This is a genomic window from Pseudomonas sp. B14(2017), assembly GCF_002113255.1.
Taxonomy (GTDB): domain Bacteria; phylum Pseudomonadota; class Gammaproteobacteria; order Pseudomonadales; family Pseudomonadaceae; genus Aquipseudomonas; species Aquipseudomonas putida_Z.
The window spans coordinates 100815-119679 of sequence record NZ_NEJY01000024.1; the positions used below are offsets into that span (position 1 = coordinate 100815).

Consider the following 18865-nt stretch of genomic DNA (forward strand, 5'->3'; position numbering starts at 1 on the left):
TTCAGGTACGCAGTGGCTTGATTGCCATGCTGGTATTCGGTGCCACATCAGTGCTTTGCGCAGCGCTGGCCGGGCGGCTGTTCCAGTGCGGCAGCAGCACCAGCGCCGAGAACAGCGCGCAGCCGGCGAACACGATGAACACCGTGACACCATCGAAGTACCCCGGCAGCAGCCCGCCAAGCACCGCCCCCACCGAACCGCAGCCGTTGACGAAGCCAGCTGCGGTAGCGCCAGCCTTGGCGGTGCCGAAGTCGATGGCCGCAGCGCCGCTGATCATCGAGTCCGGCCCGTACAGGGTCAGGCCCATGACGAACAGCAGGGCCACCACCAGGATCACGCTGCCGGTGTGCATGGCCGCCATGAACGCCGCCAACGCCACGGTCAGCAACACCAGGCTGATGACACAGGCCGGCATGCGCCTGGCGCCGAACAGCTTGTCGGAGGCCAGGCCGATGATGATCGGGCCGAGCAGCCCGGCCAGTTCGAAGGCTGTCGGGATGATCGCTGCCCCCACCTTGCCCACCGAGGGCATCTGCTCGAAGACGATCACCGGCCCCCACAGCAGGATGGCGTAGCGCGCCGGTTTCAACAGGAAATACGCCAGCCCCAGGGTCAGCACCGTGCGGTTGCGCATGATCTCCTTCAGCGGCGCCCACACGCTGCACAGGTTGCCGGCCGGGGCCATGCTCTGCGGCTCGGGCTCCACCGCCGGCAGGCCGACGTCTTCAGGCTTGTTGCGCTGCAGGAAGAAGAACAGCACGGCCACCAGCGCCACCACGGCGGCACTGGAGAAGAACGCCGCGTGCCAGGTACCGACCAGGGTATAGGCCCACCAGCCGGCGAACGGCGAGGCCACCAGGCCGCCGAAGGCATAGCAGGAACTCCACAGGCCCAGCACCCGCCCACGCTGCGACGCCGGGAAGAAGCTGCCGATGTTCTTGCACAACCCGGCCCAGCCGGTGGATTGCGCCAGGCCCTGCACCAGCATGCAGGTGGCGAAGATCGGGAAGGTGGCGTAACTGCCCATCACCACCGCCGCAGCAGCAGAAATCAGCAGGCCGCCGAGCACCACCACGCGTGGGCCAAAGCGGTCGGCAAGCATGCCCCAGGTGAACTGGCCCACGGCGTAGGCGGCCAGGTAGATGGCGTCGAGGTTGGCCATGGCGGCCTTGTCGAGCATGAAGTTGGGGTCTTCACCGATGCCCAACTTGGCCACCGAGAAGGCCTTGCGGGTGAAGTAGAAGGCGGCGTAGGCCAGCCAGGTAATGGCGAAAATCTGGATACGCCAGCGTTTGAACGCGGCTAGGGATTGATTCATGTAAGTCTGACCTCTTGCTTGAGTGTGCCGGCAGAATGTGAAGAAACGCCTGTCTTGTTCTTGTGTTACGCACAGCGATGACGAGGCTGTCATCGGGTCAGATGGCGCCGTGTGGGTGCCATGGCCCTGGCGGCACTTGTGGTACCAGCGTCGGGCTGACATGCATGGAAACAGTTGCGCTAAGATAAATAAAATCGATTTATCGTATTTCACACATAAGCCCAGCTTGTTACTGAGGTCGTCATGTCGGTTTCCCACGCACAACTCAAGGCCTTCCATGCCGTGGCCGTTCACGGCAGCTTTACCCGCGCCGCCGAAAAGCTGTTTCTTACCCAGCCGGCGGTGTCGGACCAGGTGCGCAAACTGGAGGAGCGCTTTGGCGTCTTGCTGTTCCACCGCAACAAGCGTTCGGTGCAGCTCACCGACCTCGGCGAGCGCCTGCTGGGCATCAGCCAGCGCCTGTTCGCCTGCGAGGCCGAGGCCCATGAACTGCTGCAGGATTCGCGTGCGCTGCACACCGGCAGCCTGGTGCTGGCGGTGGATGCCCCGGTGCACGTGCTGCCGCAGATCGCCCGCTTCTGCCAGCGCTACCCGGGCATCCAGGTGAAAATCGAGACCGGCAACACCGACGAATCGCTGGCCCGGCTGTTCAGCTACCAGGCCGACCTGGCCCTGCTGGGGCGGGACGTCGACGATGAGCGGCTGCACTGCCTGCCGCTGCGCCGCGACCCGATGGTGGCGTTCGTTTCCCACCAGCACCCATGGGCCAGCCGCGGCGCGATCAGCCTGGCGGATCTGGACGATACGCCGCTGGTGCTGCGCGAGCCCGGGTCGGTGACGCGGCAGACGCTGGAAGAAGAAATGCAACGGGCCGGGCTGCGGATTCGCCCGGCGATCCAGGTGGAAGGCCGGGAAGCGGCGCGGGAAGCGGTGGTGGTGGGGATTGGTGTGGGGGTGGTGTCGGCGGCGGAGTTTGGTGCGGATGCGCGGGTGTGCGCCTTGCCGATCGTCGATTGCCAGCGGCACCTGACCGAGACCCTGGTGTGCCTGAGCGAGCAGCGCACGCGGCGGGTGGTGGCGACCTTCCTGCAGATGGTGGAGGAAGGGTTGTAAGCCTGTGCCGGCCTCTTCGCGGGTAAACCCGCTCCCACAGGGGCCGCACTCAGGCTCAGATTGGCACGGTACCTGTGGGAGACCAATGTAGGCAGCTCTCACAGGTATTCCACAGCTCTCGAGCTCTGTGGAGTACCTGTGGGAGCGGGTTCACCCGCGAAGAGGCCGGTACAGGCAACCCAACTATGCTGGGATAACCTCAACCCTCGGCACACAACCCATGCTCTACCGCCTTGCCGCCGACACCCTGGTCCTGCTGCACCTGCTCTTCATCCTGCTGGTGCTGTTCGGCGGCCTGCTGGTACTGCGTTGGCGCCCTGCCCTGCTGCTGCACCTGCCGGCGCTGGCCTGGGGCCTGGCGGTGGAATGCCTGCACCTGGGCTGCCCGCTGACCACCTGGGAAAACCGCATGCGCAGCGCGGCTGGTGACGCGGGCTACCAGGGCGGCTTCGTCGAGCACTACATCTGGCCGTTGATCTACCCCGCCGGGCTGACACCGCACATCCAGCTGCTGCTGGGCACTTTCGTGCTGCTGCTCAACCTCGGCATCTACAGCTACGTGGCCTGGCGCTGGCGCCGCCCTAGCGGGTAGCGATCACGAACAGCCGCGGGAACGGCAACAGCACCTTGCCATCGGTGGCCGGCGGGTAGTCGCGCTGCATCGCCTGCAGATACATCTGCAGGAAATCCGCCTGCTCCTGCTCCTCCAACCGCCCCAGGTACGGACGCAAGGCCGAACCCTTGAACCATTCCACTACGGCTTCCGCGCCACCGGCCAACGGGTGGTGGTAGGTGGTGCGCCACACATCCACCCGCGCACACAGCGGGCTGAGCAGGTCGTAGTAGAACGCCGCGCTGTGCCGTGGTGGCAGCTGGAAATCAGCGAATTTCGCCGCCCAGGGGCCCTGGCTGGCGATTTCGCGCAGCTGCCGGTGGGCCGGCTCGTCGAGGTTGTCCGGGGTCTGCACGGCCAGGCTGGCTCCTTCGCTCAGCTGGCGCACCAAGTGCGGATACAGCGAGGCGTGGTCGGGTACCCATTGCAGCGAGGCATTGGCCAGGATCAGGTCCTGCGGCTCGGGAGCGGACCAGCCGGCAATGTCACCGACGACAGTGCGCACCCGGGGAATGCACAGCCGTTTACGCTCGCGGGCCTTTTCGATCATGTCCGGGTCACTGTCCAGGGCCGTCACCTGGGCATCCGGGTAACGTTGCAGCAGCACCTCGGTGGAATTGCCAGGGCCACAGCCCAGGTCGGTGGCGTGGCGTACCGGGCGTGGTGGCACAGCGGCGAGCAGATCGCGCACGGCGCGGGTACGCTCGTCTTCGAACAGCGAATACTGGGTGGCGGACCAGGCCATGTGAAGCTCCTTTGGGCGGGCAATGTGTTCAGCATATGCCATCTGTCGGCTTTGAGGGCCCTATCGCCGGCAAGCCAGCTCCCACAGGGAACGCACCGATCTCAAGCCATGCGCAATACCTGTGGGAGCTGGCTTGCCGGCGATAGGGCCGGAACTGACCACCTATGCTTGGTGTCGTCCATGTATGCGCCCCTCCATGAAAACTTTCATCGCCCTCGCCATCCTGGCCCTGATCGCCACCGCCGCCCTGCTAGGCTCGCCCTGGATGAACCAGCGCTTTCACATGCCAGCGGAAAAAAACCATGCCCAACAACGCGAAACGGCCGGGTCCCCGAGGGAGCCGGCCGTTTCGAGAAGCGAGTGACGCTTAGTGCTGCTTGCCAGTGCGGATCTGGTGCACCACACCCATCGCCACCACGATTGCCGCGGCGATACCGGTGGAGATCACCAGGATCTGGTAGTCAGGCATGAAGGCCATGGTTACCAGGGCGGCCACGATGAACGCGATCACCAGGTAGGTCAGCCATGGGAACAGCCACATCTTCAGGCGTACTTCCTTGCCTTCGGCAATCAGCTTGCGGCGCATGCGCAGCTGCGAGAAGGCAATCACCAGATACACCAGCAGGGCAATCATGCCGGTGGTGTTCATCAGGGTTTCCAGCACGTCTTTCGGGCGCAGGGTCTCGCTGAAGTTGATCAGCGCACACACTACGGCCACGGCGCACGAACCCATGATCGCGTACACCGGTACACCGGTGCCGGCGCGGGTGATCTTGAAGAACGACGGCGCGTCGCCACGCTGGGCCAGGGAGAACAGCATGCGCGAAGCGGTGTAGTGGCCCGAGATCAGGCAGCTGCTCACCGAGGTCAGCACCACGAAGTTCATCAGCAGCTCGGCATACGGCACGCCCAACAGCTCCAGGGTGCGGCGGTAGGCGCCGTAGCCGGAAACGCCCAGGTGCGGGTCGTTCCACGGTACCAGGCAGACGATCAGGAAGATCGAACCCACGTAGAACAGGCACACACGCCAGACCACCGAGTTGGTCGCCTTGACGATCTGCGCAGCCGGGTCCTTGGCTTCGGAAGCGGCGATGGTGACGATTTCCGCGCCGAGGAAGGCGAACATCACCCCGAGCAAGGCACCGATCACGGTGGTGATGCCATTGGGCATGAAGCCTTCGGCGGTGAGGTGGCTGATGCCACGCACTTCACCGAACTGCCAGATGTTCAGCACGGCAGCGGTACACACGATCAGGAAGCAGACGATCGCGATCACCTTGATCAAGGCGAACCAGAACTCGAACTCACCATAGTGCTTGACGTTGAAGAAGTTGACGGTGATCAGCAACAGGGTCGTGGCCAGCACGAACACGTTGACACTGACGTCGGGGAAGAAACCATGCAGGATCTTGCCCGCCACATAAGCTTCCCAGGCCATGAGGATGACCCAATACCACCAGTACAGCCAGCCGATGGTGAAACCGGCCCAACGGCCGATGGCGCGATCGGCGTAGGTGGAGAACGAACCGGTGTCTGGCGAGGAAGTCGCCATTTCACCCAGCATGCGCATGATCAGTACCACCAGGATGCCGCCTGCCAGGTAGGCCAGCACAGCGGCTGGGCCGGCGCTGTGAATCACGCTGCCGGAACCGACGAACAAGGCGCCGCCGATAACCCCGGCGATCGACATCATCGTCAGGTGGCGCGACTTGAGCGAGGCACTGAGCTTGCTCTCGTGCCCGCTTTTCGCGGTGGTGGTTGTGGATGTTGCGTCCATCAGTTGTGTACCCCGTGCTTCTTTTTATCCAAGGAAAACTGTGAAACCCCGATGGCTGGCGGTTTCACGTACATCAGTGCTAATGCGCGCAGGATGGTGTGAGCGAACACACGCAGGCCCTCCATGGCGGCCTGCTGACGCGCCCCAGGGCAGGCGCCTGGAGCGAACTGAACATGCTTTAGGTGGCGATATCTGACACCTAATGTAAAAATGTCCGACGCAGAGAGCCATGCACAGTGGCATGAAACTCGCACTGCACTGTACAGGTCGCCCATGCAATACACCTTGCAAACGCCGGGCGATACGCACCCTGAAGGCCCCGAATGTTCGAATTACATCCAGACTCCTCGACCCCGCTGGTGAACCAGATCATCGACGGGCTGCGCGAGTTGATCGACAACCAGACCCTCAAGCCAGGCGCCAAGGTCCCCTCGATCCGCGCCTTTGCCGCGAGCTATTCGGTGAGCACCTTCACCGTGGTCGAGGCCTACGACCGTCTGGTCGCCCAGGGCCTGCTGGTGAGCCGGGGCAATGCGGGGTTCTTCGTCAACCGCGCGGCGGGCGAATTGCTCGACCCGCATAACGCCGAGGCCGACACCAGTCGACCAACGTTCAACTCCGAGTGGTACCTGCAGCAGATCTTCGAAATCCGCCAGTTGCCGTTCAAGCCAGGCTGCGGCTGGCTGCCCAACGACTGGATGTACGAAGACGGCCTGCGCCGCGGCCTGCGCCAGGTGGCCGGCAGCCCGCTGGAGCTGTCGGGCTACGGCGACCCCATGGGCCTGATGGAGCTGCGAGCACTGACCGCACAGAACCTGCAGCAGGAACTGTCGATCGTTGCCAACCCGGCGCAGCTGATGCTTACCCACGGCGCCAGCCAGGCCCTGGACCTGGCCGCGCGCACCCTGGTGCGCCCGGGCGACGTTGTGCTGGTGGACGACCCGGGCTACCCCAACCTGATGAGCATCCTGCGCACCCAGGGCGCGACCCTGGTCGGCGTGCCGCGCACACCGGCCGGCTACGACCTGAACCAGCTGGAGCAGTTGCTCACCCATCACCGCCCCACTGCGTTCTTCACCCAGCCGCACCTGCACAGCCCGACCTGCTCGCGCACGCCGCTACCGCAGCTGCACCGCCTGCTGCAACTGGCCAGCCAGCATGGCTTCCGCCTGGTGGAAAACAACCTGTATGCCGACATGGTCGCCGAACCGCAGCCGTGCCTGGCCAGCCTCGACCACCTGCAGCAGGTGGTGTACGTGGGCAGCTACTCCAAGAGCATTTCGCCCAATGTGCGGGTCGGCTACATGCTGGCCAACCCCGAACTGATGCAGAAGCTGCTGCACCTGAAGATGCGCTCGGGCCTGACCACCTCGCAGGTGATGGAGCGCGTGGTGTATGCCGCGATCATCGACGGGCGCTGGCGCAAGCACCTCAAGCGCCTGCGCCAGCGGCTGGCCGAGGCGCACCAGGAAGTTGGCCGGCATCTGCATCGGTTGGGCTTCGAGCTGTTCATCGAGTCGGATGAAGGGATGTATATCTGGACCCGCCACCCGGCGATTCCGGACAGCGCGGCGTTGCTGGATGATGCGTTGGAGAAAGGCATCATGCTCGGGCCCGGGCAGTTGTTCATGGTCGATGCCAAGGCGACCGGGTGGATGCGGTTCAACGTGGCGTTCAGTACCGAGCCGGCGATGTGGGAGTTGCTGGAGAAGGTGTTGGTGAAGCATGTGCGCCGGGGTGGGGTGTAACGGGCTGCTTCGGCTATCCGTGCGTCCACCTGGCGCTGATGGGCTGCCTGCCCCGGCCTCTTCGCGGGTAAACCCGCTCCCACATGGCTCCCACCAGCCTTGAGGTTAGTGATATCCCTTTGGGAGCAACGGCCCTGCTGAAAGCCCTAGGGCGTCGCGATCCCTGTGGGAGCGGGTTCACCCGCGAAGAGGCCGGCAGCCATTCCTCGGCTGCCGCCCCCTGGCACTTATCGCCAGTCCGCCTTGTCGGCAAAAAACGCCTGCGCATTCGCCTCCAGGCTCTCCAGGTGATACCCCCCTTCCTGCACGATCAGGCACGGCATGCGCATCGCCCGAATCCGCTCGCCCAATACCGCAAACCCTTCAGTCGTCACCGCCACCTTGCTCTGCGGGTCCAGTTCGTAGATATCGAACCCCAGCGACAACACCAGCACCTCGGCGCCAAAGTCCTTCACCGCTGCCAGCGCGATTTCCAGCTGGCCCATGAAGTCCGCTTCGCTAGCCCCATGCGCCATCGGCAAGTTCAGGTTGTACCCCTCCCCCGCACCGCTGCCACGCTCGTCCGCGAACCCGGCCACACCCGGGTAGAAGTTGGTGGGGTCGCCATGCACCGACACATACAGCACATCCCGGCGGTCGTAGAAGATTTCCTGAATCCCCTGCCCGTGGTGCATGTCGGTATCGAGGATGGCCACGCGGCTGTAACGGCTGCGCAAGGCCTGGGCAGCGACAGCGGCGTTGTTGATGTAGCAGAAACCACCGGCCGCATCGAAGCGCGCATGGTGGCCTGGCGGCCGGCACAGGGCATAGGCCGCCGGCTCGCCGTCGAGAATGGCCTTGGCACCGGCCACTGCGCTTTGCGCAGACCAATAGGCCGAGCGCCAGGTGTGTTCGCCTACAGGGCAGCTGCCGTCAGCCAGGTAGCGCCCGGCCTGGGCGAGGATGCCGCGCAGGGCGTTGGGTTCACGCACGAAGATGTTGGACATGACCTCGTCGCCCCAGTCCTCGGGCACTTCCTTCCAGCGCGCATGGGCCTCTTCGAGGAAGGCCAGGTAGGCCTCGCCATGCACTGCCTTGAGCGGCTCGAGGCCGGCGTCCTCAGGCTGACGGATGTCGAAGCCCAGATCCTTGGCTGCCTGCAGCAGGCGCTGGGCGCGTTCGGGGACTTCCTGCGGGGTGCGCATGGCGCCGCGCGAGTAATAGCTGCGTGGGTGATGCAGCAGTTGTTCGGGGTGGAAGTAACAACGCATCAGGCGTCTCCTTGTTCGATAAGGCCCGCGCGGGCCAGCACGGCATTGAGCAGTACATCGGCACCCTGGCGGGCGTCGTCGGGCAACACGTCTTCGGCTTCGTTGTGGCTCAGGCCGCCGACACAGGGGATGAACACCATGGCGGTCGGGCAGTAGCGGGCCAGCAGGATGGCGTCGTGGCCGGCGCCGCTGACGATCGACTGCTGGGCATAGCCCAGGCCATCCACCGCCTGCTGCACGGCGGCTACGCAATCGGCATCGAATGGTGTGGCCGGGCTGACCCAATGGCGCTCGATACGCACCTGCAACCCGCGCTGATTGGCGATGGCTTGCAGCTTCAACGTCAGGTCGCGCTCCATCGCCTCGATGGCTTCATCCCGGTGATGACGCAAGTCGACGGTGAACTTCAGCAGCCCCGGAATGGTGTTGCGCGAGGACTTGGCGATGGACAGTTCACCCACCGTGGTCAGGCCTTCGGGGGCAAAATTGGCAGCCAGTTGCTCGACCGCCTGGATCATCCGTGCGGTGCCGTACAGGGCATCCTTGCGCAGCGGCATCGGCGTGGTGCCGGCGTGTGCGGCCATGCCTTCGACCGTGACGTCGAGCCATCGGATGGCCTGCCCGCCGCTGACCACGCCAATGGCCTTGGCGTTGTCTTCAAGGATCGGGCCTTGCTCGATATGCGCCTCGAAATAGGCATCGACCTGGCCGCCCAGCGGGCGCCGGTCGGCGTAACCGGTGCGTTGCAGTTCGTCGGCGACACTGATGCCATCGGCATCGCGAATGGCCAGCGCTTCGTCCAGTGCCAGGGTGCCAGTGAACACCGCCGAACCGAACATGGCCGGGGTGAAGCGGGCGCCCTCCTCGTTGGTCCATACGACGATTTCCAGCGGTTTGCGCGTCTGGATGTTCAGGTCATTGAGCCGGCGCACCACTTCAAGGCCCGCCAGCACACCGTAGACGCCATCGAAACGGCCGCCCTCAGGTTGGGTGTCGAGGTGGCTGCCCATCATCACCGGCGCTGCATCGGGGTCGCTGCCAGCACGGCGAGCGAACAGGTTGCCGATGGCATCCACAGTCAGCGTCAGGCCGGCTTCGCGGCACCAGTAGCTGAACAGTTCACGGCCAGCCTTGTCCTCGTCGCTCAGGGCCAGGCGGCAGCTGCCGCCACGGGCGGTAGCGCCAATTTCGGCCATGGCCATCAGGCTCGCCCACAGGCGTTCGCCATTGCTTTTCAACATGTGCGGGTACTCCAGAAAAAAGCGGTTCGATCAGGCCAGTTCCAGGCGCTGGCTGCGGGCGTACTGGCGCGCCAGGGCGAGCACGCAGACCAGCGAGATGGTGGCGATCAGGGTGTAGAACACCGCCATCGGCCACCATTGGCCGGTGAAGGTGTGGGCCAGCCAGGTACCGATCAGCGGGGTCAGGCCGCCCGCGATGGCGCCGCAGATCTGGTAGGCCAGGGAAATGGCGGTGTAGCGCACGCGGGTGTCGAACATGCCGCTGACATAGCCGGCGATCACCGCGTAGAACGACGCCATGCACGCGGCGGCCAGGGCGATGCCGAGCACGATCAACGGGCCCTGGCCCGAGCTGACCAGCACGAACATCGGGTAAGGCGAGGCCATCGCCAGCAGCGCGACAAGGGCCAGGAAGCGGGTGGCGCCGATCTTTTCCGATAGCCAGGCGGCCAACGGCTGCACGCAGAACTGGATGATCGCCACGAAGAACAGGCACTCCAGGATCAACGAACGCTCCAGGTGCAACTGCTGGGTGGTGTAGCTGATCATGAAGGTGTTGGTGAAGTAGACACCGGCAATACCCAGGGTATTGGCACCGATGCACAGCAACAGCGGGCGCCAGGCCGTGCGCAGCACTTCGAATACCGGGGCCTGCTCCTTGCGCCGGGCCTTTTCCGCCTGCTCGCGGCTGGCGATGAACTCGGGCGACTCGTTCACCCCCAGGCGAATCGCCAGGCCCACCAGCAGCAACAGCGCGCTGGCCAGGAACGGCACGCGCCAGCCCCAGTTCATCAGGTCTTCTTCCGGCAGGCGGGTGACCGCGCCGAAGGCCAGCAGCGACAGGATCAGGCCCGCCGGGCTGCCCAGCTGGGCGAACGAAGCGAAGAAGTTGCGCCGGCCCTTGGGGGCATGCTCACCGGCCATCAGCACCGCCCCGCCCCACTCGCCGCCCACGGCAATGCCCTGGACGATGCGCAGCAGGATCAGCAGTACCGGCGCGCTGGCGCCGATTTGTGCGTAGGTCGGCAGCAGGCCGATGCCCACGGTGACGATGCCCATCATCAGCAAGGTGATGACCAGCGACTTCTTGCGGCCGATACGGTCGCCCACGTGGCCGAAGACGATGCCACCCAGCGGCCGGGCGAAGAAGCCGACGGCGAAGGTACCGAACGCGGCCATGGTGCTGAACAGGCTGTTGTCGGAGGGGAAGAACAGCGCGCCGAACACCAGGGCGGCGGCGGTGGCGTAGATGTAGAAGTCGTACCACTCGATCATGGTACCGATGAACGCGGCGGCGGCGGCACGGCGTGGCTGGGGGGAAGCGGTGAGCTTCATGGGGGCTCCTTTGCTTGTTGTTCTGGCAGGAGTTGTCAGGGGCACGGGGGCGCTCTTGTGGCGCTTGGCTTGTTGAATCGGTGTTGGCTTCTTCGCGGGCTCGCCCGCTCCCACAGGTACTGCGCAGCATTCGAAACTTGTGGTGACCCTGTGGGAGCGGGCAAGCCCGCGAAGAGGCCAGCACCGACTCGGCAGGCCTCGATACCTGCGATTTATCGGCCCGGGGCTATGATTAGTCAATTTTCTATTTATTATTCGAAATATTAGCCCTGCTTATTATCGAGCCCTGCCATGCCCGACCGTCTGCTCAACGACCGCCTCGACTGGAACCTGCTGCGCACCTTCCGGGTCATCGGCCAGGAGCTGTCCATCAGCCGCGCGGCCGCCCGCCTGCACCTCACCCAGCCGGCAGTGAGCCAGGCGCTCAAGCGCCTTGAAGAACAGCTTGGCCGCCAGCTCATCGCCCGCCGCGGGCCGCGTTTCGTGCTGACGGAAATGGGCGAGCAGCTGTTCCAGCTGGCCGGCGAGGTCTATGGGCAGATGTCGCAGATTGGCGGCTTGCTGGAGCAGCCGGCGGACGAACTGGTGGGCAAGGTACGCCTGCTGATGATCAGCCGTATCGTCAACGAACGCTTCGACGACTTCCTCGCCGACTTCCACCGCCAGCACCCGCGGGTGGAGCTGGAGATCGACGTGATGCGCAGCTCCGACATCGTCGCCGCCCTGCAGGAAAAAACCGCCACGGCGGGCCTCAGCCTGAACCGGCGGGCGCAGCCACGGCTGGAGCAACGGTTGTTCCTGCGCCAGCGCTATGCGTTCTTCTGTGGCAAGCACCATGCCCTGTTCGGCCAGGACGAAGGCGACCTGCAGCGGGAGAACTTCGTCAGTTTCACCAGTGACCAGATTGGCGGCATGCTGTCGCCACTGACCATTTTCCGCGACCAGCAAGGGTTTGCCGGGCGGATCGTGGCATCGTCACCAAGCCTTGAAGAAGTGCGCCGGCTGGTGATTGCCGGGTTTGGCATAGGTTGCCTGCCCGAGCATGTGGTGGCGCCGGATGTAGACGCCGGGTTGCTGTGGAAGCTGCCGCCGCAGGAAGGGATTGCCGATGTGGATATCCACCTGTTGTGGAACAGGGAGCAACGCTTCAGCCGCGCGGAAGAGGTGTTTATCGAGGCGTTGCAGCAGAGCCTTGACTGAACGCAGAGCTGGGGTCGGCGAGCACTGGACACGATAGTGGCCAATTAGTAGCATCCAGACCAACTGAACATTACGGACAATCTCAGTCATGGATCGAGCTACCGGGGTCATTCGACGCCCCATTCATCACCCCATCCGCCCCTTGATCACCTGGGAAGAAGCATGGAAGGGGCCCGACGAGGGCTTGATCCGCTGCTGGGAGATTGGCCGTGAGCGGGCTCTGGCCCAGCCAGAACTTGCCCGGCACTGCGCCGATGGCGCACTCCCGGTGCTAGGTTGGAAAGGTGGCCATGATCGCGCTTTGAAGAAACCGATGAAGTACGGTTCGTTCAAGTACCTGGCGCAATGGCAGGGCCTTCGCGGCGAGGATCTGTTCATCGATACGCGAACAGAGCTCACCCTGACCTGTAATCACACCGGCATGCTGACAACGTTCACACCGGACCAGGAAAAATACGCCAATGCTGTGATGCTGATGGAATAGAACAGAGAATGGCGGCCTTGCAGGAACTTCAGTGAAGCACGCTTTTTCACTAAGTACCTTTACACCCTACCCAGAAATTGCACGGTCACTGTGGGAGCGGGTTCACCCGCGAAGCAGGCGACACGGTGGATGGCACCGGCGTTGCCGGTGTTCGCGGCTAAAGCCGCTCCCACAGGTACAGCGTGAGCCCACTCCTACAAGAAGTAGAGCCTAAAGTCAGGCTGTTGCCAGTGCCGGGTAGTCGGTCAGGCCATGGGCATCACCGCCAAACAGCGTGGCCCGTTCGTGCTCGGCCAAGGGTGCATCCAGTTTCAACCGCGCCGGCAGGTCCGGGTTGGCCACGAATGGCCGGCCGAAACCGATCAGGTCAGCCCAGCCCTCCTCCAGCGCGCGCCGTGCACGTTCGCCGGTGTATTTGCCGGCATACACCATCACCCCGGGGAACACCGCCCGCAGCTGTTGCTTGAAGTCCACCGGCATGTCCGGCGCGTCATCCCAGTCGGCTTCGGCAATGTGCAGGTAGCCGATGCCGATTTCGCCCAGGCGTTTGGCCGCTGCGGTATAGGTGGTGACCGGGTCGGCATCGACGCAGCCATTGAGCGTGGTCAGCGGCGCCAGGCGTACGCCTACGCGCTGGGCGTCGCCGGTGCCTTCGACCAGCGCACGGGTGACCTGGTCGAGGAAACGCAGGCGGTTTTCCAGCGAACCGCCGTAGCGGTCGGTGCGGTCGTTGGCGCCGGAATCGAGGAACTGGTTGACCAGGTAACCGTTGGCCGCGTGCAACTCGACACCGTCAAAACCGGCCGCCATGGCATTGCGCGCAGCCTGGCGGTACTGCTCGATGATCTCGGCAATTTCCGCTTCGCTCAACGCGCGTGGTTTCGAGGCCTGGACAAAGCCTGGCGTGCCGTCGGCATTGTCGATGAACACGTTCACGCCTTCGGCCTGCATCGCCGAGGACGACACCGGTGCCTGGCCGCCGAGCAGGCTGCTGTGGCTGAGGCGGCCGACGTGCCAGAGCTGGGCGAAGATGCGCCCGCCCGCGGCATGCACAGCCTCGGTGACCAGGCGCCAGCCGTCGATCTGCGCCTGGGTATGGATACCCGGGGTGCGGGCGTAACCCTTGCCCAGTGGCGAGATCCAGGTGCCTTCACTGACGATCAGCCCCGCACTGGCGCGTTGTGCGTAGTACTCGGCCATCAGCGCGGTCGGTACATCGCCAGGCTGGGCAGCGCGGGAGCGGGTCATCGGCGGCATCAGCACGCGGTTGGGCAGGTTAAGGGCGCCGAATTGCAGGGGTTGGAACAGCGGATCTTGAGTCATTACGAGCATCTCCGTAAGTCGAATCAGGGGTCAGGCGCGGCTGACGACAGGTTGTGGCTGGGCAGGTACGCGGCGGTCGAGGCGGCCGCTGTACAGGGTCAGGGCCAGGGCACCGAGGGTGACCAGCGCGGCAATCCATGGGGTGTGGCCGAGGCCGAGCTGTTGCACCACCTGGGCACCGCCCCAGGAACCACCGGCCACACCCAGGTTGAAGGCGGCGATGTTGAAACCGGCAGCCACGTCGACTGCGTCGGGGGCGACCTTTTCCGCCTGCTGCACCACGTACACCTGCAGGCCCGGCACATTGCCGAAGGCCACCGCGCCCCAGGCCAGTACGGTGATTACCACTAGCACCGGATGCGGCGCGGTGAAGGTCAGCGCCAGCAGCACCACGGCCAGCAGCAGGAAGATGATCGACAGTGCCTTGACCGGGCCTTTGCGGTCGGCCAGGCGGCCGCCCCAGATGTTGCCCAGGGCAACCGAAACGCCGTAGGCGAGCAGCACCAGGGCGACGCTGTTGGCACCGAAGCCGGCGATGTCCTGCAGGATCGGGGCAAGGAAGGTGAAGGCGATCAGCGAGCCGCCGTAACCCACGGCAGTCATGGCATACACCAGCAGCAGGCGCGGTTGCAGCATCACCCGCAGTTGGCGCAGCAGCGGTGCCGGCTGGCTGTGCTGGATGCGCTTGGGCACGAACAGCAGTGCGCCGAGCAGCGCCACCAGGCCGAAGGCAGCCACCACCAGGAAGGTAACGCGCCAGCCGAAGTGCTGGCCGATGAAGGTACCCAGCGGGATACCGGTGACGAAGGCCACGGTCATGCCACTGAACATGGTGGCGATGGCGCTGGCGGCTTTTTCTTTCGGCACCAGGCTGGTGGCGATGATCGAGCCGACCGAGAAGAACACCCCGTGGGCCAGGCCGGTGAGGATGCGCGCCATGATCAGCGATTCGTAGCTGGGCGCCTGCCAGGCCACCAGGTTACCGGCGGTAAACAGCGCCATCAGGCCGACCAGCAGCAGCTTGCGCGGGACGCGGCCGGTCATGGCGGTGAGCAGGGGCGCGCCGATGGCGACGCTGAGGGCGTAAAGGCTGACCAGCAGGCCGGCCGAAGGCAGGGTGACCGCCAGATCATTGGCGATGGTCGGGATGAGGCCGACGATCACGAATTCCGTGGTGCCGATGGCGAAGGCCGCCAGGGTCAGGGCTAACAAGGCGAGAGGCATTTGAGAATCACCTGTGGAAGGTTGGGATGGGTGAATTCTCGAGGGACGTGGGGATGGGAAAAAGGTGGGGACGGGACAATGAGTTTTGATTTGAAGGCAAAGGTCATCCTGAAGCTATTGCGAGCGGGTCAACTTTAATGTTCCAGCCTGCGCGGTCAGTTGTGGGAGCGGCCTTGTGTCGCGAAAGGGCTGCAAAGCAGCCCCAGCAATTTGTGCATTTGTGCTGAACCCCTGGGGCTGTCTTGCAGCCCTTTCGCGACACAAGGCCGCTCCCACAATTGACCGCGTCCATCAACCCGACGAAGTGAACGCATGGCACGCTGGCAAGACCGAGACCTTACAAGTCATAATTGTTAATAGTTAAGTCCCAGGAGGTCTCATGCAAGATCTACGTCAGTTGCGCTACTTCGTAGCCGTCGCCGAATGCGAGAACGTCGGCCGGGCCGCCGAGCAGCTGCATATTTCCCAATCCCCCCTCAGCCGGCAGATCGCCCAGCTGGAGGACAACCTTGGCCTGGCGCTGTTCGAACGGCGCAACCAGCGCCTGTACCTGACCAGGGACGGGCGCACCTTCCTGGCCGAAGCGCGCGGCCTGCTCAAACATGCCGAGCGCCTGGAATCGCTGGGCAAGCGCCTGGGCCGTGGCGAGGAAGGCGGGCTGTGCATCGGTTACGTCAACCACGCCATCCACGCCGGCGTGCTGCCTGGCGCGGTGCGGGCCATTCGTGGCGAGCGCCCGAACATCCACATTGCGCTGTACAACATGACCCCCAACGAACAGTTCGAAGGCCTGCGTCAGCGCAGCCTGGACATTGCCCTGGTTTGCGAGCCGCCGCAAAAGAATGACCCCGACCTGCGCGGCCAGCCGGTGCTGGACGACCCATTGCTGCTGGCCATCCCGGCCGCGCACCCGCTGGCAAGCAAGGCCGAACTGACCCCCGCCGACCTGCACGAACAGGACTGGATCATCACCGGTGGCCAGCCCGACCAGGGCCACAAGCGTGACGATTTCATCGCCCGCTGTGGCGATGCCGGCTTCACCCCGCGCCTGTCGCTGGAGGCCAACGACCCGCTGAGCGTGCTCGGCCTGGTGTCCGCCGGCCTGGGCCTGGCCATGGTGCAAAGCAGCCTGTCGGCCAGCGCCGGGCCTACTGTGGTGCTGCGCCAGCTGGACTGGTTCCAGCCCAGCGAGCAGTTGTGGGCGGTCTGGCACCAGATCGACTTGCGGCCGATCGTGGGCATTTTCCGCGAGCGGGTGCTGGCATTGGCCGAGCAAGGGCTTGATAAGTCAAACCAGGTCTGAACTCAGTCGAATTACGTCTTTTACAGTCTGACCGCGCTTCACTAGGATGGCTCCTATCGATGCAACTCACCCACAGGAGCCATTCCATGAACATCGACCTCGGCGGACGCACCGCCATCATCAGCGGCTCGACCGGCGGTATTGGTCTGGCTATCGCCCGCGGTCTGGCCCGCGCCAACGCAGACGTAGTCATTGCCGGCCGCAGCCAGAAGTCGCTGGATGCCGCCCTGGCCGAACTGCGCGAGCAAGGTGGCCGTGGGCAGATCCACGGCGTGGTCGCCGACCTGGGCACCGCCGCCGGTGCCGAAACCCTGTTCGCCGCCCACCCACGGGCCGACATCCTGGTCAACAACCTGGGCATCTACGACGACGTCGACTTCTTCGACGTGGCCGACAGCGAGTGGACGCGCTTCTACGACACCAACGTGCTGAGCGGCGTGCGCCTGGCCCGCCACTATGCCCCGGGCATGGTCGAGAAAGGTTGGGGGCGGATCCTGTTCATCTCCTCGGAATCGGGCATCGCCATCCCTGCCGACATGATCAATTACGGCGTCACCAAGGCTGCCAACCTGGCGGTATCGCATGGCCTGGCCAAGCGTCTGGCCGGCACCGGGGTAACCGTGAACGCAGTGCTGCCCGGCCCGACCCTGACCGACGGCGTGGCCGCGCTGGTGGCTGATGCAGCCCAGGCGTCCGGGCGCAGCATTCGTGAAGAAGCCGACAACTTCGTGCGTACTGCACGGCCGAGCTCGATCATCCAACGCGCCGCCGATGTCGACGAAGTCGCCCACCTGGCGGTGTACCTCGCCTCCCCTTACTCGTCCGCCACCACCGGTGCAGCGCTGCGGGTCGATGGTGGTGTAGTCGACAGCCTGGCTATCTGAGTTCAACCTGGGGCTGCTCTGCAGCCCATCGCGACACAAGGCCGCTCCTACAAGGGAAACACGTTCTCCTGTAGGAGCGGCCTTGTGTCGCGATGGGCCGCAAAGCGGCCCCAGACTTTTGCCCTGAAATCAAAACACCTTGCCGTCACCCCACCTGTTTCCCCCTCTTGATCCTCGCTAGCCTGCCGCCCACACCCGTCTCGAAAGGACCCGCACCATGCCAACCGATCATCAAGCCTGGGCCTGGACCCCGAACGCCGGCCTCGACGGCCTGCAACTGCTGCGTAAACCCCTGCCACAACCCGGCCCCGGTGAGGTGCTGGTGGCCAACCGCGCCATTGCCCTCAACCCGGTGGACTGGAAAATCTGCGAGTGGGGCCACCCTGCCTGGCAGCAAGGCACGGTCCCGGGCGTGGATGGCGCCGGTGTGGTAGTCGCCGTTGGCGCAGGCGTCGACATGCCGTTGGGCAGCCGCGTTGCCTACCACCAATCGCTGGCGCGTGACGGCAGCTTTGCCGAGCACTGCCTGCTGGATGCCAGCCTGGTGATGCATATCCCCAGTGCGCTCGGCGACACCGCCGCGGCCGCCGTGCCCTGCCCCGCCCTGACCGCCTGGCAGGCCCTGGCCAAGGTGGCCGAAGGTGCCAGCCGCGACGTGCTGGTGATCGGCGCCGGTGGCGCGGTGGGCTTCTACCTCGCGCAACTGGCCGCGCAACGCGGCCTGCGCGTGTGGGCCAGTGCAGGCCAACGCCACCACGCCACGCTCAAGGCCCTTGGTGTGAGTGGGGTGTTCGACTACCACGACGCCGACTGGCAGGACCAACTGCAGGCCGCCCTGGGCGAGCGCCCGCTGCATGCCCTGTTCGACACCGTCAGCGGCGCCCATGCCGGCAGCCTTGCCCACCTGCTCGGCTACAACGGCCACCTGGTGTGCATCCAGGACCGCCAGGAAACCGCGCCAACGCCCGCCTTCGGCACGGCGATCTCGCTGCATGAAGTGGCGCTCAACAGCATTCATGCCCATGGCCGGTTGGCAGATCGCCAAGCCCTGCGCGTGGCCGGTGAACGCCTGCTGCAGGCCGTCGCCGATGGCAGCCTGATTGCGCCACAGCGCCGCGAGTTCGCCTTCTCGGCATTGCCACAGGCTCTGCGGCAGCTGAAAGAGGGCCAAGGCGCAGGCAAATGGGTGACGCGCCTGGACTGAAGGCCGTGCGCGAGAACTTGGATCCCATTCTGCTACAAGGTATGCTGGGCAATAGCTAAACGCCACTACCCAGACAGGCCTCGTGCCTGCCTTCAAGGACGAG

17 protein-coding genes are annotated in these 18865 nt (G+C 64.7%); 9 read left to right on the forward strand and 8 right to left on the reverse strand.

Annotated features, from left to right (window positions below; genetic code table 11):
• Window position 1 precedes the first annotated feature (1 nt).
• Entirely contained in the window at window positions 2-1318 is a 1317-nt protein-coding gene (locus CAG34_RS23495; RefSeq protein ID WP_085592731.1) for an MFS transporter, read from the reverse strand.
• Window positions 1319-1561: 243 nt separating this feature from the next.
• Here CAG34_RS23495 and CAG34_RS23500 point away from each other — a divergent pair, with 243 nt between their 5' ends.
• Window positions 1562-2431, forward strand: coding sequence for a LysR substrate-binding domain-containing protein (locus tag CAG34_RS23500; RefSeq protein WP_013972053.1), 870 nt, complete (start codon window positions 1562-1564; stop codon window positions 2429-2431).
• Between the two features lie 220 nt (window positions 2432-2651).
• Window positions 2652-3023, forward strand: a complete 372-nt coding sequence (locus CAG34_RS23505) for a DUF2784 domain-containing protein (RefSeq protein WP_025338602.1) — start codon at window positions 2652-2654, stop codon at window positions 3021-3023.
• Here the strand turns inward: CAG34_RS23505 and tam are convergent.
• The gene (gene tam, locus CAG34_RS23510; protein ID WP_085592733.1) at window positions 3013-3789 is read right to left on the reverse strand and encodes a trans-aconitate 2-methyltransferase; all 777 of its coding nucleotides are present in this window, start codon (window positions 3787-3789) and stop codon (window positions 3013-3015) included. The two genes, CAG34_RS23505 and tam, sit on opposite strands and share 11 nt — an antisense overlap.
• A gap of 184 nt (window positions 3790-3973) precedes the next feature.
• Here tam and CAG34_RS23515 point away from each other — a divergent pair, with 184 nt between their 5' ends.
• Window positions 3974-4153 (forward strand): hypothetical protein, encoded by a 180-nt coding sequence (locus CAG34_RS23515; protein ID WP_085592735.1) that lies wholly within the window; start codon window positions 3974-3976, stop codon window positions 4151-4153.
• Window positions 4154-4156: 3 nt separating this feature from the next.
• On the opposite strand, the gene CAG34_RS23520 is transcribed toward CAG34_RS23515, so the two are convergent.
• Entirely contained in the window at window positions 4157-5566 is a 1410-nt protein-coding gene (locus CAG34_RS23520; protein WP_025338600.1) for an amino acid permease, read from the reverse strand.
• A gap of 323 nt (window positions 5567-5889) precedes the next feature.
• On the opposite strand from CAG34_RS23520, the gene CAG34_RS23525 reads away from it, so the two are divergent.
• Window positions 5890-7314 (forward strand): PLP-dependent aminotransferase family protein, encoded by a 1425-nt coding sequence (locus CAG34_RS23525; RefSeq protein WP_015269943.1) that lies wholly within the window; start codon window positions 5890-5892, stop codon window positions 7312-7314.
• Between the two features lie 227 nt (window positions 7315-7541).
• Here the strand turns inward: CAG34_RS23525 and CAG34_RS23530 are convergent, their stop codons facing one another.
• From CAG34_RS23530 to CAG34_RS23540, 3 genes are read right to left on the reverse strand one after another with little or no spacing between them, the layout of a single operon-like run.
• Window positions 7542-8564 carry a histone deacetylase family protein gene (locus CAG34_RS23530; protein ID WP_075044799.1) on the reverse strand — a complete coding sequence of 341 codons (1023 nt, stop codon included), beginning with the start codon at window positions 8562-8564 and terminating at the stop codon, window positions 7542-7544.
• Window positions 8564-9805, reverse strand: coding sequence for a Zn-dependent hydrolase (locus CAG34_RS23535; protein ID WP_085592737.1), 1242 nt, complete (start codon window positions 9803-9805; stop codon window positions 8564-8566). Before CAG34_RS23535 ends, CAG34_RS23530 begins: the two co-directional genes overlap by 1 nt.
• Before the next feature lie 30 nt (window positions 9806-9835).
• A complete protein-coding gene (locus tag CAG34_RS23540; RefSeq protein ID WP_085592739.1) occupies window positions 9836-11140 on the reverse strand; it encodes an MFS transporter in 1305 nt (434 codons plus the stop codon).
• A gap of 291 nt (window positions 11141-11431) precedes the next feature.
• Here CAG34_RS23540 and CAG34_RS23550 point away from each other — a divergent pair, with 291 nt between their 5' ends.
• Entirely contained in the window at window positions 11432-12340 is a 909-nt protein-coding gene (locus CAG34_RS23550; RefSeq protein WP_063913754.1) for a LysR family transcriptional regulator, read from the forward strand.
• Between the two features lie 88 nt (window positions 12341-12428).
• On the forward strand, window positions 12429-12824 hold the full coding sequence (locus CAG34_RS23555; protein ID WP_023662326.1) for a hypothetical protein: 396 nt from the start codon (window positions 12429-12431) through the stop codon (window positions 12822-12824).
• A 216-nt stretch (window positions 12825-13040) separates the two neighbouring features.
• Here the strand turns inward: CAG34_RS23555 and CAG34_RS23560 are convergent, their stop codons facing one another.
• Both CAG34_RS23560 and CAG34_RS23565 read right to left on the reverse strand, forming a co-directional pair.
• Window positions 13041-14147, reverse strand: coding sequence for an alkene reductase (locus tag CAG34_RS23560; protein ID WP_085592741.1), 1107 nt, complete (start codon window positions 14145-14147; stop codon window positions 13041-13043).
• Between the two features lie 30 nt (window positions 14148-14177).
• Complete coding sequence (locus CAG34_RS23565) at window positions 14178-15371, reverse strand: MFS transporter (RefSeq protein ID WP_025338595.1); 1194 nt, start codon at window positions 15369-15371, stop codon at window positions 14178-14180.
• Window positions 15372-15750: 379 nt separating this feature from the next.
• Here CAG34_RS23565 and CAG34_RS23575 point away from each other — a divergent pair, with 379 nt between their 5' ends.
• The 3 genes from CAG34_RS23575 to CAG34_RS23585 all read left to right on the forward strand — a co-directional run bounded on the left by CAG34_RS23575 (window position 15751) and on the right by CAG34_RS23585 (window position 18762).
• Window positions 15751-16674 carry a LysR family transcriptional regulator gene (locus CAG34_RS23575; RefSeq protein ID WP_085592745.1) on the forward strand — a complete coding sequence of 308 codons (924 nt, stop codon included), beginning with the start codon at window positions 15751-15753 and terminating at the stop codon, window positions 16672-16674.
• Window positions 16675-16760: 86 nt separating this feature from the next.
• On the forward strand, window positions 16761-17558 hold the full coding sequence (locus tag CAG34_RS23580) for an SDR family NAD(P)-dependent oxidoreductase (RefSeq protein ID WP_025338593.1): 798 nt from the start codon (window positions 16761-16763) through the stop codon (window positions 17556-17558).
• Window positions 17559-17775: 217 nt separating this feature from the next.
• The gene (locus CAG34_RS23585; protein WP_085592747.1) at window positions 17776-18762 is read left to right on the forward strand and encodes a zinc-binding dehydrogenase; all 987 of its coding nucleotides are present in this window, start codon (window positions 17776-17778) and stop codon (window positions 18760-18762) included.
• Window positions 18763-18865: the final 103 nt, after the last annotated feature.

Excerpts from the sequence above, each read along its gene's own strand:
- CAG34_RS23495 (WP_085592731.1), bottom strand. The coding sequence starts at position 1,318 with ATGAATCAATCCCTAGCCGCGTTCAAACGCTGGCGTATCCAGATTTTC.
- CAG34_RS23500 (WP_013972053.1), top strand. The coding sequence starts at position 1,562 with ATGTCGGTTTCCCACGCACAACTCAAGGCCTTCCATGCCGTGGCCGTT.
- CAG34_RS23505 (WP_025338602.1), top strand. The coding sequence starts at position 2,652 with ATGCTCTACCGCCTTGCCGCCGACACCCTGGTCCTGCTGCACCTGCTC.
- tam (WP_085592733.1), bottom strand. The coding sequence starts at position 3,789 with ATGGCCTGGTCCGCCACCCAGTATTCGCTGTTCGAAGACGAGCGTACC.
- CAG34_RS23515 (WP_085592735.1), top strand. The coding sequence starts at position 3,974 with ATGCGCCCCTCCATGAAAACTTTCATCGCCCTCGCCATCCTGGCCCTG.
- CAG34_RS23520 (WP_025338600.1), bottom strand. The coding sequence starts at position 5,566 with ATGGACGCAACATCCACAACCACCACCGCGAAAAGCGGGCACGAGAGC.
- CAG34_RS23525 (WP_015269943.1), top strand. The coding sequence starts at position 5,890 with ATGTTCGAATTACATCCAGACTCCTCGACCCCGCTGGTGAACCAGATC.
- CAG34_RS23530 (WP_075044799.1), bottom strand. The coding sequence starts at position 8,564 with ATGCGTTGTTACTTCCACCCCGAACAACTGCTGCATCACCCACGCAGC.
- CAG34_RS23535 (WP_085592737.1), bottom strand. The coding sequence starts at position 9,805 with ATGTTGAAAAGCAATGGCGAACGCCTGTGGGCGAGCCTGATGGCCATG.
- CAG34_RS23540 (WP_085592739.1), bottom strand. The coding sequence starts at position 11,140 with ATGAAGCTCACCGCTTCCCCCCAGCCACGCCGTGCCGCCGCCGCCGCG.
- CAG34_RS23550 (WP_063913754.1), top strand. The coding sequence starts at position 11,432 with ATGCCCGACCGTCTGCTCAACGACCGCCTCGACTGGAACCTGCTGCGC.
- CAG34_RS23555 (WP_023662326.1), top strand. The coding sequence starts at position 12,429 with ATGGATCGAGCTACCGGGGTCATTCGACGCCCCATTCATCACCCCATC.
- CAG34_RS23560 (WP_085592741.1), bottom strand. The coding sequence starts at position 14,147 with ATGACTCAAGATCCGCTGTTCCAACCCCTGCAATTCGGCGCCCTTAAC.
- CAG34_RS23565 (WP_025338595.1), bottom strand. The coding sequence starts at position 15,371 with ATGCCTCTCGCCTTGTTAGCCCTGACCCTGGCGGCCTTCGCCATCGGC.
- CAG34_RS23575 (WP_085592745.1), top strand. The coding sequence starts at position 15,751 with ATGCAAGATCTACGTCAGTTGCGCTACTTCGTAGCCGTCGCCGAATGC.
- CAG34_RS23580 (WP_025338593.1), top strand. The coding sequence starts at position 16,761 with ATGAACATCGACCTCGGCGGACGCACCGCCATCATCAGCGGCTCGACC.
- CAG34_RS23585 (WP_085592747.1), top strand. The coding sequence starts at position 17,776 with ATGCCAACCGATCATCAAGCCTGGGCCTGGACCCCGAACGCCGGCCTC.